This is a genomic window from Actinoplanes sp. NPDC051343 (assembly GCF_044455125.1).
In the GTDB taxonomy this organism is placed as follows: domain Bacteria; phylum Actinomycetota; class Actinomycetes; order Mycobacteriales; family Micromonosporaceae; genus Actinoplanes.
Genome location: NZ_JBITEL010000016.1, coordinates 1 through 12,734 on the forward strand (window position 1 = coordinate 1; position 12,734 = coordinate 12,734).

At 70.7% G+C, this 12,734-nt stretch carries 12 protein-coding genes; 5 read left to right on the forward strand and 7 right to left on the reverse strand.

Annotation, left to right across the window (positions count from 1 at the left end):
* Positions 1–164: 164 nt before the first annotated feature.
* The 5 genes from ACIA5C_RS39795 to ACIA5C_RS39815 form a co-directional block, all read right to left on the reverse strand.
* Positions 165–1,520 carry a phosphatase PAP2 family protein gene (locus tag ACIA5C_RS39795; RefSeq protein WP_396064683.1) on the reverse strand — a complete coding sequence of 452 codons (1,356 nt, stop codon included), beginning with the start codon at positions 1,518–1,520 and terminating at the stop codon, positions 165–167.
* Positions 1,521–1,712: 192 nt separating this feature from the next.
* Positions 1,713–2,786 carry an erythromycin esterase family protein gene (locus ACIA5C_RS39800; RefSeq protein WP_396064685.1) on the reverse strand — a complete coding sequence of 358 codons (1,074 nt, stop codon included), beginning with the start codon at positions 2,784–2,786 and terminating at the stop codon, positions 1,713–1,715.
* A complete protein-coding gene (locus ACIA5C_RS39805; protein WP_396064687.1) occupies positions 2,783–3,283 on the reverse strand; it encodes a GNAT family N-acetyltransferase in 501 nt (166 codons plus the stop codon). The genes ACIA5C_RS39800 and ACIA5C_RS39805 overlap by 4 nt, the downstream gene beginning before the upstream one ends.
* Before the next feature lie 16 nt (positions 3,284–3,299).
* Positions 3,300–3,872 carry a DUF305 domain-containing protein gene (locus tag ACIA5C_RS39810; RefSeq protein ID WP_396064689.1) on the reverse strand — a complete coding sequence of 191 codons (573 nt, stop codon included), beginning with the start codon at positions 3,870–3,872 and terminating at the stop codon, positions 3,300–3,302.
* Positions 3,857–4,609, reverse strand: a complete 753-nt coding sequence (locus ACIA5C_RS39815; protein ID WP_396064691.1) for a lytic polysaccharide monooxygenase — start codon at positions 4,607–4,609, stop codon at positions 3,857–3,859. The genes ACIA5C_RS39810 and ACIA5C_RS39815 overlap by 16 nt, the downstream gene beginning before the upstream one ends.
* A 122-nt stretch (positions 4,610–4,731) precedes the next feature.
* On the opposite strand from ACIA5C_RS39815, the gene ACIA5C_RS39820 reads away from it, so the two are divergent.
* Positions 4,732–5,970: an EAL domain-containing protein gene (locus ACIA5C_RS39820; RefSeq protein ID WP_396064693.1), complete on the forward strand. Its 1,239-nt coding sequence runs from the start codon at positions 4,732–4,734 to the stop codon at positions 5,968–5,970.
* On the opposite strand, the gene ACIA5C_RS39825 is transcribed toward ACIA5C_RS39820, so the two are convergent.
* Both ACIA5C_RS39825 and ACIA5C_RS39830 read right to left on the reverse strand, forming a co-directional pair.
* Positions 5,967–6,608, reverse strand: a complete 642-nt coding sequence (locus ACIA5C_RS39825; protein WP_396064695.1) for a response regulator — start codon at positions 6,606–6,608, stop codon at positions 5,967–5,969. The two genes, ACIA5C_RS39820 and ACIA5C_RS39825, sit on opposite strands and share 4 nt — an antisense overlap.
* Positions 6,605–7,795 (reverse strand): sensor histidine kinase, encoded by a 1,191-nt coding sequence (locus tag ACIA5C_RS39830; protein WP_396064698.1) that lies wholly within the window; start codon positions 7,793–7,795, stop codon positions 6,605–6,607. Before ACIA5C_RS39830 ends, ACIA5C_RS39825 begins: the two co-directional genes overlap by 4 nt.
* 145 nt (positions 7,796–7,940) lie before the next feature.
* On the opposite strand from ACIA5C_RS39830, the gene ACIA5C_RS39835 reads away from it, so the two are divergent.
* Genes ACIA5C_RS39835 through ACIA5C_RS39850 form a run of 4 tightly spaced genes read left to right on the forward strand, consistent with a single transcriptional unit; the run spans position 7,941 to position 12,577 of the window.
* Complete coding sequence (locus ACIA5C_RS39835; RefSeq protein ID WP_396064700.1) at positions 7,941–8,702, forward strand: ABC transporter ATP-binding protein; 762 nt, start codon at positions 7,941–7,943, stop codon at positions 8,700–8,702.
* The gene (locus ACIA5C_RS39840) at positions 8,699–11,242 is read left to right on the forward strand and encodes an ABC transporter permease (protein WP_396064702.1); all 2,544 of its coding nucleotides are present in this window, start codon (positions 8,699–8,701) and stop codon (positions 11,240–11,242) included. The genes ACIA5C_RS39835 and ACIA5C_RS39840 overlap by 4 nt, the downstream gene beginning before the upstream one ends.
* A 40-nt stretch (positions 11,243–11,282) precedes the next feature.
* Entirely contained in the window at positions 11,283–11,741 is a 459-nt protein-coding gene (locus ACIA5C_RS39845; RefSeq protein ID WP_396064704.1) for a hypothetical protein, read from the forward strand.
* Positions 11,738–12,577, forward strand: coding sequence for a phosphotransferase family protein (locus tag ACIA5C_RS39850; RefSeq protein WP_396064706.1), 840 nt, complete (start codon positions 11,738–11,740; stop codon positions 12,575–12,577). The genes ACIA5C_RS39845 and ACIA5C_RS39850 overlap by 4 nt, the downstream gene beginning before the upstream one ends.
* Positions 12,578–12,734 lie beyond the last annotated feature (157 nt).

Genomic DNA, 12,734 nt, shown 5'->3' on the forward strand with positions numbered 1-12,734 from the left:
CACGAAGGCGAATCAAACACTATTGAGGTACCAGATGCTCTCATTTCAATCCCGGAACACGAGATCGAATAGGTCGCTATAGGGATGATTCGCCCCTGAATGGGCTCAGGCTGAGTCGGCAAAAAAAGGGCGGCAATCACCACGCACCTGAACTAAACGTCCAGTCAGACCATTTCCGATTGCGCTTCCGGCCGGGGTCCTGGGATCCGAGTCGCCACCGGGGGTCTTGGATCCCACGATCGAGTGGTCCCTACATAGCGGTAAATCACGGAAATCATCAACAGAATGACAACTGGTCCGAAGAACCAGGGCTGTTCGGCCATTTGCAGCGGCAGAAAACGGTAGACCAGCAAGAGCGTGGCGAAGACGGCCGCGCCATAGACGGCCGTCTGAATTCCCGATCGGTCCCAGCCCCGTGCCTGCGAGCGCAGGGCAGCCTCGATGGTGAGGGTGAATACCACACCAGCGACGATGTCCACACCGTAGTGATAGCCGAACCCCAGGGTTGCGCCGAGCGTGGCGATCAACCAGAAGGTCCCGGCGAATCGTAGAGCGCGTGGGCCTCGGCGAGAATGAATGAAGATCGCGGTGGCCCATGCGGTGTGCAGGCTGGGCATGCAGTTGCGTGGAGTGATCTCGTCGAACGGCATGTGCCGCGGGGGGCTGATCGATGGCGGGATGTCCGGCCAGAGGTTGGCCACTGCCCAGTGCCCGCCGTGGATACCGTACGCAAAAACCGGTCCGACCACCGGGAACAGCATGTAGATGCCTGGCCCGAGAAGTCCTATGACAAGAAACGTGCGCACCAGATGATGGCGCGGGAACGCACGATCGGCCGCTACGTTGCGCAGCTGGTAGAACGCGATGAGAACCGCAGCCACCGCGAGCTGTATGTAAACGTAGTCGAGGACGTGTGCGCCGACCGTACCGGTGGCCCTGACGATCCGGCCCGCCACCCAGGACGGGTTGCCCAGCGCGCGATCGGCGGTCGCCACGTACTGGTCGAGTACGGTAGGACGGGCCTTCGACGTGATGAGCAACCAGGTGTCGCCGGTCTTCCGGCCCGCCACCAGCAGCAGAGCCAGCCCGACGCCCTTCAGCAGCAGGATTCGTTCCCGGCCGGTGCGTCGCGTCATGGCGATGAACGCGTGGGCCGCAATCACCCACAGCGCGCCGTTTCCGAAGGTCAGTTTGGCGTCGGCGATCCACCGAACCAGCAGGAAGACGACATCTATACCGATTGCCGCGGCGACTGAGATGAATCTTTGTCGTCGGGTGAGCACCACCATCATCAAGGCCATACTGGCGTACAGCAGGAAGCCTGACTTAGGGGGAAATATAAATTCTTTCACCTGATTGGTGACGGGTCCCGGCAGTCCGTAATGGCGTGCGGTTAATTCCAGCGCGGCGAGAAAACCGAGAGCCGCGACGCCCATGGTGGCCCACAGAACAACTCGTGGTTGGCGCCACGCGGCGAACGTTTCCTTTTCGTTTATTCGCGAAAGTGCCCGCGATGCCATAGGTTTCAAGATTTTTACCGATTGTTAGCTTCCGGTTGAGAGGTCAGGCGATCCAAGGGCATCGCTACGAGGTCGATCATCCTAGCGGAGCGCTGCGAGCACGGTCCGCACGCTCGTCCTCGCGGCGCGGAGACCCTGACGGGCGCGCTCAAGTGGCGGGAAACAGGCCCGGGGCGTCGGAGGCGGACGCGGTCAGGTGGCCGGAAGGCAGACCACGGCGTCGAAGGCGGCCGCCACCGTGACCTCGGCGAAATTGTCCAGGGAGCGAATGCGGGCGCCCGCCGGCGAGGACGGGGACAGGCGGTGCAGGCCGGGGCCCAGGATCGCCTCGGCGCTGTCCTCCGGGGCCGGCGGCAGGTCGACCACCGCGGTCTCGAAGCCGGCCGGATGGTCGGGGGCCGCGCGCCGGGTCACCGTGGTGCCGGTCGCGGTGGTCATGCCGATCGACACGTAAGACGGGCCCACGGAGGCTGCCAGGTGCTGGCCGAGTACCGGGAACGTGTAGGGGCCCGCCACCACCGGCACCCGCTGGATGTGGGAGTTGGCGGCGATCAGGATGACCCGGGCGTCGGTGCGGGACAGCAGCCAGGACATGGTCGTGGCCATGGCGTGGTCGCGGACGTTGACCGCCGGGTCGCCGGCCAGTTGGGTTCGCAACTGCTGGTCGAGCAGGACTGCCATCTGCAGTGCGTGGCGGGCCGTTGCGTTGCCGGGCGCGGGGTGAAGCGGGCCCAGGGCGTCCAATCGGGCCGCCAGGCACGACAGCAGGACGGTCAAGTGGTCGCGGTCGGTCTGGGACATCGCGGCGTAGGCGGCGAAGGCCGGAATGGTGTCGGGACGCGCGTACATCGTAGCCAGGCGCCGGATTTCCGAGAGTGCGTCGATGGAGGAAGCCGGATGGGTGGTGACGACGTCCAGCGCGGGCAGCATCGACGCCAAGCCGGCCGGCAGGTCGACGCCGTGGTAGCGGATGCCGCCGATGGAGCGCAGCCATTCGAAGAGCGCGCGCGTCTCCGCGTGGGCTCCGAAGCCGTAGGTCAGGGCGGAGGCCGGGAACGGGCCCGGGGCACCCGACAGCCACGCGTCCAGGGCCAGCCCTTCCGGGAAGCCCGATTCCATCGCCACCACCGTGAAGCCGGCCTTCTGCACCAGGAATTCGACCATCTCGCGGCGTAGCCGCAGATAGCCGGGGACGTGATGGGCCGTCTCGCCGATGGCGACCACGCGGGCGCCGTCGGTGATGGCGGTCAGCGCGGCCAGGTTCACAGGGCGATCCAGTAGCGGTCGGTCGGGCCGGAGCCGGGTTCGAGGATGCCGCCGCAGCGGAGGATCGTACGGGCGGAGCCGACGTTGTCGGTGGCGCAGACCAGCAGGACCCGGTCGAACCCGCGGGCGCGGGCTTCGCCCAGCATTTCGGTGAGGGCCCAGGCGCCGAGGCCCCGGCGGCGGGCCGAGGGGCGTACGCCGTAGCCGATGTGGCCGAGCGCCTCGCTGAGCGTGTGCCGCAGTGCGATGCCGCCCTGGATCGCGGAGTCTTCGACCATCCAGCGGTAGGTGGCGTGCGAGTGGCCGATGCCGGGGTCGGTGGCCGGGTCCTCGGCCCGGGTCAGGCGGCTCACCCAGGCCGCGAAGCCGCCCGCCGTCTCGACGTCGTCGTCCGCTGTCAGGCCGAAGCCGTCCTCGTGCAGGCCCGGCCCCCACTCCTGGTGCGCTTCGGCGAACGCGGTGTGAAGGCGGGCGGTCGGCGCCTGTAGCGAGGGCATCCGAAAACCTTACCCGTCACTGTTGGGCAGCGATGATGAGCAATGCGCGGATCTGTTCCTGGTAGGCCGATGTCATCGACGTGGCCAGTTGCCGGGCCGGTGGATAGTCGCCGCCGGTGGACTCCATGCGGGTGGTTTCCACGCTGTTGTGGAGGCCGCCGAGCAGGAGTGCTACCGCCGTACGGTCGAAAGCCGCGCCGGACGCGGCGCGCAAGGAAACGAGATCGGCCGGTTGCAACGCGTGCAGGTCTCCGTGCCCGGCGTGCGTTCCCGTGGGCGCGGTGGTCGGCTGCTGCCAGCCCAGGAGCCACCGTTGCAGCGTGCCCGAGTCGGCCTTCCAGCGGTCCCGCAGGGTTGAGGCGATCGTCCGGATGCGCGGGTCGCCCGAGCGGGTGGCGGCAACGGCAGCGACCTGCGATCCGTCCTGGTTCTGGGCCAGCGCCATCTGCGCGAACATCACGTCAACCGGCCCGAAGGAAGCCGGCCCGAAGGACGGCGGCCCGGGAAAGGGCGGCGCGGCCGGCTGCCCCGGTGCGGAGCAGCCGGCGACCACGAGGAGCGCCGCCAGCAGGGCTAGGCGCGCGCCCACAGGGCCGGAACGTTCGGCGGTTCCCAGCCCGCGATGGCCGTGTGCGCCTGCAGGCAGCGGTAGGAGACGCCGTTGTAGGTCACGACGTCACCCGTCCTGTACGCCGTCCCGGCCGCCCAGGTGCCGCTGGCCGGGGGTGCCGTGGTGGGCCGGGTGGTCGGCGGGGTGGTCGTGGGCGGGGTGGTCGTGGGCGGGGTGGTCGTGGGTGGCGGTGAGGAGGTGCCACCGCCGATGTTGACGTCGACGCACGAGTAGAACGCGTTCACCGTGTCGGCGATGTTCCACCGGGCGAGCACGGTCTGCCGGCCGGTGAAGCCTTTCATGCCCACCGTGTGCTGTTTGGTGGCCCCGGGCTGGGCCCCGTTGTCGTTGAACGACGCCAGCAACGTGTTGCCGATGAAGTATTCCCAGTTGGTGGTGGAGTGCCGGGCGGTGATCACCCAGTTGAACGTGACGGTGTGCCCGACGGTCGTGGCCGGCCAGTTCTTACTGTTGTCGTTGAGCACGGCGAAGCGGCTGCCGCCGCCGTTGCAGAGGGTCGAGCCCTTGGGTGCCTCCACGCTCTGCGGCTCGTAGACGATGTCGCCGCAGTTGGGGACGGCGCCGCTGGCGCAGTTGGCCTGGCGGCTGGGCGGGGATGAGATGTATCCGTGCGCCGAGGCCGGGGATACCGCGACGAACAGGGAGGTCACCAGGGCGGCGACGGTCAGTGCGGGAAGGGCGAATCTCCGTTTCATGGGCTGGCTCCTGGGGGACGGCTTCAACGAGCATTTCGATGAACGTAAATTAAAGGGTGTTAACAGTAAAGACCTGTGGGCCAAGTTTTAAACACCTCGGAGAAAACGCCGATGGTGCGGCCGTGAAAGACATCCACCAGGTCATCGACCGGCGGGCCGTCACCACGGTCTTCCAGCCGCTGGTCGACATCAAGGCGGGCGGCGTACTCGGTTACGAGGCGCTGAGCCGCGGCCCGGCCGGCACGCCCTGGGAAGCGCCGATCGATCTGTTCGCCGCCGCCCGCGAGGCCGGCCGCGAGGTCGAGCTCGACTGGGTGTGCCGGGCGCAGGCGTTCCGTCACATCCTGGCCGCCGCCCCCGACCCGGCGCTGACCTGGTTCGTCAACATGGAACCGGTCGCGGTCGGCAGCGCCGGGCCGCCCGACCTGGCCGACATCATCGACCAGGCCACCTCCCGGCGGCTGCGGGTGGTCACCGAGCTGACCGAGCGTGCCCTCGCCCGCGACCCGTCGGGGCTGCTCGGGGCCACCGCGAAGCTGCGCGAAGGGCGCTGGGGAGTCGCGCTCGACGACGTCGGCGCCGACCCGGCCTCGCTCGCGCTGATGCCGTTCGTGCACCCGGACGTGGTCAAGCTCGACATGCAGCTGCTGCGCGCGCCGGACGACCCGCACACCGCCCGGGTGGTCGCGGCGGTCGCCGCCTACGCCGAGGCGACCGGGGCGGTCGTGCTGGCCGAGGGAATCGAGACGATCCAGCACCTGGCCACCGCCCGTGCGATGGGCGCCACGGTCGGGCAGGGCCGGCACTACGGCTGGCCGGGGTCGCTGCCCCGCGGCCGGCGCGCACAGGCCCGGCTCCCGCTGATCGAATCGCCGCGGCCGGCCGACCGGACACCGTTCGAGATCGTCAGCCGGGTGCGGCCGGTCACCCGCACCACCAAGAGCCTGCTCATGCCGATGAGCCGGCACCTCGAAGCCCTGGCCGGGAGCGGTCCCGAGCCGCCGGTGCTGCTCGCCTGCTTCCAGGACGCCCGGCACTTCTCCGCGGCGACCGCCGAGCGCTTCGCCCGCATCGCGGGCCACAGCCCGCTCGTCGCGGCGCTCGGCGCCGGCTTGAGCGAACAGCCGGCTCCGGGCGTACGCGGTGCCGGGCTGGCCGAGGACGATCCGCTGCACGGCGAGTGGAACGTGATCGTGGTCGGACCGCACCGGGCGGCCGCGCTCGTGGCGCGGGACGTCGGCGAGAACACCAAGGACGGCGAGCGGCAGTTCGACTTCGCGCTGACCCACGACCGGGAGCTCGTGGTGGAGGCCGCCCGCTCGTTGCTGCGCTGGCTCACCGCGGTGCCCGTCCAGGTCTAACTGACGAGCTTCCGCTCCCAGGCCCAGGCCGCGATCTCGACCCGGTTCCGGGTGTCGAGCTTGGCGTGGATGCTGCTCAAGTGGGTCTTCACCGTCCCGACCGAGATGAACAGTTCGCTCGCGACCTCGGCGTTGGTGCGCCCGCGTGCGGTCAACTTGACCACCTCGATCTCGCGCGGGGACAGCCCGGACTCGCCGACGTCGGTGCGGGCGGGCGGGGAGAGGTGCTGCAGGAGCCGTACGGTGATCGACGGGCTGATCAGCGCGTCGCCCGAGACGGCCGCGCGCACCGCCTCGATCAGCAGCGCCGGGCCGGAATCCTTGAGGAGGAAACCGGCCGCGCCGTTGCGCAGTGCCTGGTGCACGTACTCGTCGAGGTCGAAGGTGGTCACCACGACCACCTTGATCGGCTCGGCCACGCCCGGACCGGCGAGCAGCCGCAGCGCCTCCAGCCCGTCCATCCTGGGCATGCGGATGTCGAACAGGGCCACGTCGGGCTTGAGCCGGCGGGCCAGCGCGACCGCCTCGACCCCGTCGGACGCCTCGCCGACCACCTCCATGTCCGGCTGCGCCCCGATGATCATGCCGAAGCCGGTACGGACCATCGCCTGGTCGTCCGCGATCATCACCCGGATCATGCGCCCAGCTTTCCATCGAGCGGGAACGCGGCGTCGACCACCCAGCCACCCTCGATGCCGGGACCGGCCGTGATGCGGCCGCCGACCGCGCGGACCCGTTCGGTCAGGCCCACGAGACCGTACCCCGGACGCTCCCGGGGCATCGCCGGCTTGGGCGGCTGCCCGTCGTTGGCGATCCGCACGAGCAGCCAGTCCGGCGTACGGCGTACCCAGACGTCGGCCACCCGCGCGGCGCTCGCGTGCTGGCGGATGTTGGTCAGCGCCTCCATCACCACCCGATAGGCCGACGTGGACACCTCGACCGGCAGGTCCCCGGCGTCGCCGTCCAGATGCAGCCGGGCCAGCGGGCCACCGGCCGCGGTGAACTGCTCGGTCAGCAGTCCCAGCTCGGGCACACCGGCGACCGGGGCGAGCGGGGCGTCCGGCTTCGACGAGGGGTCGCGCAGCACGCCGACCATGCGGCGCATCGACGCCATCGTCTCGGCGCCCGCCTGCTCGATCTGTTCCAGCGCGAGCAGCACCCGCTGCGGGTCCTGCTCGGCGATGAACTTGGCGCCCTGCGCCTGCACGACGATGCCGGTCACGTGGTGGGCGATGAAGTCGTGGAGGTCGCGGGCGAACTCGGCGCGCTGCTCGGCGCGTACGGCATCAACCGCTCGCTGCCGCGAGCTCTCGATGGTCCGCAGGTAGACACCGAGACCGATCGCGCCGGTGCCGGCGAGGGCCTGGATCAGGCCGAAGATCACATAGGCCGGGTCCCAGCCACCCCGCAGCGTGATGAAGCTGACCGCCGCGCCGACCACCGTGACCGCGGCGACCGACCAGGCCGGTTTGCCGCGGCGTGCCACGACGAAGAGCACCCCGAGCAGGGCCAGCGACTCGGCGAGGCCCCAGAGGCCGCTGGCCCGATTGTCGTTGGACGAATAGACCGCGGAGATGACCGCGGTCAGGAGCAGCGAGCCGACACCGAGCAGGACTGCGACTTTCGGCAGAGTCTCCGAGCCCTGTTGATGGCCGGGCAGCCACACGGCGGCGGCCGCGATCGCGGCGGCCACCTGGAACAACGCAAGCACGGAGCCCGCGTGCATGCTCTCGTTCACATCGAAGACACCCAGCAGGAACAGCGTTCCCAGGGCACCCAGCTGGCCCAGCCGCAGCAGCAGCTTCCGGTTCGGATTCGTCAACATTGTGACCCAGCGTAGTTGGCGATACACCGGTCTCCATCTGCCGAAAGGTAGATCCGCACCCCTGGCTGCCGGCCGATGTAGGAGCACCCCGGCTGCCCCAACAATCATCGCTGTCCGTTCCGCTACCACTCCTTCTGGAGACTTCATGAACACGAACGACGGGATGGCCGCGGTTGCCGCGGTGGACCTGGTCAAGGTCTACGGGCACGGCGACACCGCGGTCCGCGCGCTGGACGGGGTGACCGTCGGCTTCGGCCGGGCCCAGTTCACCGCGATCATGGGCCCGTCCGGTAGTGGCAAGTCGACCCTCATGCACTGCCTGGCCGGCCTCGACACGGCGACCAGCGGGCAGGCTTTGCTCGGCGGCACCGACCTCACGGTCCTCGCTCATAAAAAGGGCGGCGACAAGGTGCTGACGAAGGTGCGGCGGGAGCGGATCGGTTTCGTCTTCCAGTCGTTCAACCTGCTGCCCCAGCTGACCGCGGCGCAGAACATCACGCTGCCGCTCGAACTGGCCGGCCGCAAGCCGGACAAGCAGCTGTTCGACCACCTGACCGGGGTGCTCCGGCTGACCGACCGCCTCGGGCACCGGCCGAGCGAGCTCTCCGGCGGCCAGCAGCAACGGGTCGCGCTGGCCCGGGCGCTGGCCGCTCGCCCCGAGGTGGTGTTCGCCGACGAGCCGACCGGCAACCTCGACTCGCGCTCCGGCGCCGAGGTGCTGTCGTTCCTGCGTACGTCGGTGCGCGACCTCGGCCAGACGGTGGTCATGGTGACCCACGACCCGAGCGCCGCCGCGTACGCCGACCGTGCGGTCCTGCTCGCCGACGGCCGCATCGCCGGCGACATCGAGCGCCCCGACATCCACTCGGTCACCGAGGCGCTGCAGAACCTGGCGGTGAACCGATGAAGGCGGTGCTCCGCACCCAGCTCGGCGGGGTGCTCCGGCGCCCGGCCCGGCTGCTGCTGACCGGCCTGGCGGTGCTGGTCGTCTCGTTCGTCGTCTACTCGACCGTGCTCGCCCAGCAGATCACCAGGAACAGCCTGCTCAACGGGCTCAGCGACACCCCGGTCGCGGCCGACGTGGTCGTGCACGACGGCCGGGTCACCACCGGCATGCTCAACCAGATCAAGGCCATCCCGGGCGTGGCCGAGGCGAGCGGCGAGGTCGAGGCGGGCGGCCAGTTCGGCGCCGACTTCCTCGAGGTCGTCGGCGACCCGGGCACCGGTCCGCTGGCCAAGGCGAAGCTCGCCTCCGGGCGCTACCCGACCGGGCCGAACGAGGTCGCGGCCACCCCGCGGACGGTCGACCGGCTCGGCCTCAAGGTCGGCTCCCAGGTCTCGCTGGCGCTGCGCTTCGACAAGGACGGCAAGGCCGAGGCTCCGGCGCACCTCACGGTGGTCGGGACGGTCACCGTCCCCGGCGACTTCGGCTCCCAGCTGTACGCGTCGCAGCCCGCCGTCTCCGCGCTCACCGGCGACGACGCTCTGAACCAGATCGACCTGCGGCTCGCACCCGGTGCCGACGCCGCGGCCGTGCAGGACAAGGCGCGATCCATCGTCGGGGCCGGACTTCCGGCGACCGAGAAGGGCGACACGCCCACGGTGGCGACCGGCGCCGACGTGCGGCACGCCGAGGCGCAGGCCAAGGCGTCCGACATCGACTCGGTGTTCGCGGTCGTCGGCATGTTCGTGGCGATCGCGGTGGTGGCGGCCGGCCTGGTCGCGACCAGCACCTTCCGCATCGTGTTCGCCCAGCGGCTGCGCCAGCTGGCCCTGCTGCGGGCGATCGGCGCCAACCGCCGCTCGCTCAGCTGGTCGCTGGCCGTCGAGGGCGTCCTGACCGGCCTGGTCACCGGCCTGGTCGGCATGTTCCTGGCGCTCGGCGCGGGCCATCTGGTCACGGCGATCGGCAAGGGGCTCGGCTGGAAGATCGTCGGGCCCGGCTTCCCGGTCCTGCCCGCCGTCGCCACGGTGGTGCTGGCCGTGGTGATCACCATGCTGGCGGTCATCGCACCCGCCTTCTCGGCGGCCAAGGTCGCCCCGCTCGAGGCCCTGCGCACGGCCAGCACCACCGGCGGGCGCAAGGACATCGGCAAGCTGCGCTGGGTGGTCGGCCTGCTGCTGGCGCTCGGCGCGGTCGCGATCGCGGCGTTCGTGGTGAAGAGCCTGCCGGGCGCCCACCCCAAGGACTACAACCCCAACCTGCCGCTGCTGGCCGTGGTGGCCTCGGGTGCGCTCGCGTTCTTCGCGCTGATCGCGCTCGGCCCGGTCATCGTCCGGCCGGTGCTGGCCGCGGCCGGGTGGCCGCTACGGCGCAGCGGACCGACCGGTCGCCTGGCCGCCGGCGGAGTGGGCGGCGCACCGCGCCGGGCCGCCGCGGTGTCGGTGGTGGTCGCGCTCGGTGTCACGCTGATCGCGGGCACGCTGGTCGGCGGCGCCTCGATCAAGGTGCGGGCGGACCGGCAGGCCGCACTCTCCGCGCCGGCCGACTACGAGCTCACCGCGTCCGACGACGTGAAGCTGCCGGCGAACCTCGAGCAGCAGATCGCGGCCCGGCCGGAACTGGCGCACGTCGCGCCGTACCGCCGGCTCGACGTGAAGGTGGCCGGCTTCGAAGGTGACCTGGACGCCAGCGACCTGAAGATCGGCTCGGTACCGCGGCTGTCCACGCTGGACATTGCCGCGGGCCGCCTGGCCGACCTCGGGCCGGGCAAGGTGGCGCTCTCCGACTTCACGGCCACCGACACCGGGCTCACGGTCGGCGACACGGCCCGGATCACGCACGGCAAGAAGACGGTGAATCTGAAGGTGGCGGCCCTGTTCGCCGACTCGGCGCCGCTCGGCTCGTCGCTCGTGCTCGATCCGTCGGACATGGTCACGCTCGGTGCGCCGGCCGACGCGTACAGCGGGCTGCTCGCCGATCAGGCGACCGCCGGCGAGCAGGGCCGGGCCGCGGGCCGCAAGGCGATCGCCGATCTCACCGGATCGGCGGCCAGCGGGTACGCGATCGAGGTGCTGGCCGACCAGCGCGACGAGATCAGCAGCGAGCTGAACGTCATCCTGGCCATCGCGGTCGCTCTGATGGGCCTGACCGTGCTGATCGCGGTCGTCGGCGTCGGCACCACCACCGCCCTGTCGGTGGTCGAGCGGGTGCGCGAGGCCGGCCTGCTGCGGGCGGTCGGCCTGTCCCGCGGCGGCCTCCGGACGATGCTCACCACCGAGGCGGCCCTCTACGGCGTGATCGGGGCCCTGCTCGGACTGGTGCTCGGTATCCCGTACGCCTGGCTGGCGGTCGCCGCCCTCGGCGTGAACGCACCGCTCACCCTACCGATCTGGCAGCTCCTGGCGGTGTTCGTGGTCCTGGTCCTGCTGACCGCGGCGGCGGGCGTCCTGCCCGCGCGCCGGGCGGCGAAGGTCAGCCCGGTGGCGGCCCTGGCAACCGACTGAGAACCCCGGAGGAGTCCATCGACGCTGGTATACAGCGTGGGTGGACTCCTTCTGGCCGTTGTCCGGCCTCCGCCTGCGCCACCGCGACGTGCTGCTGCGCCCGACGCGCGAGGCCGACCTGGCCCCGCTCGCCGCGATGCTGCCCGGCGACGTCGGGCACGACCCGCGGCCCGCGACGTTCGAGTCGCAGACCTTCGAGGAGAACGAGCGCCGCCTGTTCTGCCAGGGCTATTGGTGCTCGATGGGCAACTGGGACCCGGCGGCCCGGGAACTGCACTTCGTCGTCTTCCACGACGGGGAGCCGGTCGGGGTCCAGACGCTCGAGGGCACGTCGAGCTGCAGAACTTCCTGCTGCCTGCTGCCTGCTGCCTGCTGCCTGCTGCCCGCTGCCCGCTGCCCGCCGCCCGCTGCCCGCCGCCCGCCGCCCGCCGCCCGCCGCCCGCCGGCGGACGTGTCGGTGACCGGACTGGAAGCGGCGCTGCCGTGGTTCGGCCGGTGACCGGCCGCGTCGAAAGGCTGCGCCGCGAACTGGGCCTTCCGGTACGGCCCTGGCGCGCGGGCACCGACTTCTGGGCCGACCTGGTCGAGACCGGCGACGGCCCGGCGGTCGTGCGGTCGCCGCGGTTCGAGCGCGTCGAGACGACCTACGACGGCGTAGTCGACTTCGGCGCGGTCATCGAGAAGGAGGCCGCGGCGCTCAATCTCATGGCGGCGGCCGGCATCCCGGTGCCGCGGGTGCTCGGCCGGCGGCGCGGCGATCCGTCCTGGATCCTGCTCAGCCTCGTGCCGCACGACGAGGGCGCCGCCGTGCCGCTGCGCCGGCTCGGCGAACTGACCCGGAAGCTGCACGACATCCGGCCGCCGGCGCACGAATCGTGGACCGCCTTCGTCCGCAACCGGCTCCGGCAACGACTGGAGGCGGCCCGCCGCTACTGCGAACTGCCCGCCTCCCTGGACGGCCGGGTGACCGCGCTGCTGGAGCCGCGCGAGGCGTACGCGACCAGCCTGCTGCACATGGATCTGCGGCCGGCCAACGTGTGCGTCGAGGGAGGCCGGATCGTCGCGCTCATCGACGTCGCGAACTGCATCGTCGGCGACCCGCTGATGGAGCTGGGGCGGATCCGCGGCTACGGCCTGCTGACCGAGGAGTTCCTGGCCGGCTACGGGAACCCGGACCCCGACCCGGCTCTCCTCGACCTCTACGAGCTCGACACGGCCCTGCTGCTCACGGTCGTCTCGGTGGAGGAGTTCGACGACCCGCAGCTCCACCGCGACCAGGCGGCCCGGGCAACCGAACTCGCCGCGTCGGTGTGCCGCACGGACCGGTCGCCCTGAGGCCATCGAAGCAGGGGTCAGCCGTTCCGGCTGGGGCCTGTGCGATCAGGATCCGGTCGGACGGGTCGCGTGCTGGACGCTCGGCTACCGTCAGGTCCCGGTAAGTGACAAGCTCATGGGAACGCCCGGGCTGCCGATGGGGAGACAGCGGGATGTG

Excerpts from the sequence above, each read along its gene's own strand:
- ACIA5C_RS39815 (WP_396064691.1), bottom strand. The coding sequence starts at position 4,609 with ATGAAACGGAGATTCGCCCTTCCCGCACTGACCGTCGCCGCCCTGGTG.
- ACIA5C_RS39795 (WP_396064683.1), bottom strand. The coding sequence starts at position 1,520 with ATGGCATCGCGGGCACTTTCGCGAATAAACGAAAAGGAAACGTTCGCC.
- ACIA5C_RS39805 (WP_396064687.1), bottom strand. The coding sequence starts at position 3,283 with ATGCCCTCGCTACAGGCGCCGACCGCCCGCCTTCACACCGCGTTCGCC.
- ACIA5C_RS39835 (WP_396064700.1), top strand. The coding sequence starts at position 7,941 with ATGAACACGAACGACGGGATGGCCGCGGTTGCCGCGGTGGACCTGGTC.
- ACIA5C_RS39840 (WP_396064702.1), top strand. The coding sequence starts at position 8,699 with ATGAAGGCGGTGCTCCGCACCCAGCTCGGCGGGGTGCTCCGGCGCCCG.
- ACIA5C_RS39825 (WP_396064695.1), bottom strand. The coding sequence starts at position 6,608 with ATGATCCGGGTGATGATCGCGGACGACCAGGCGATGGTCCGTACCGGC.
- ACIA5C_RS39830 (WP_396064698.1), bottom strand. The coding sequence starts at position 7,795 with ATGTTGACGAATCCGAACCGGAAGCTGCTGCTGCGGCTGGGCCAGCTG.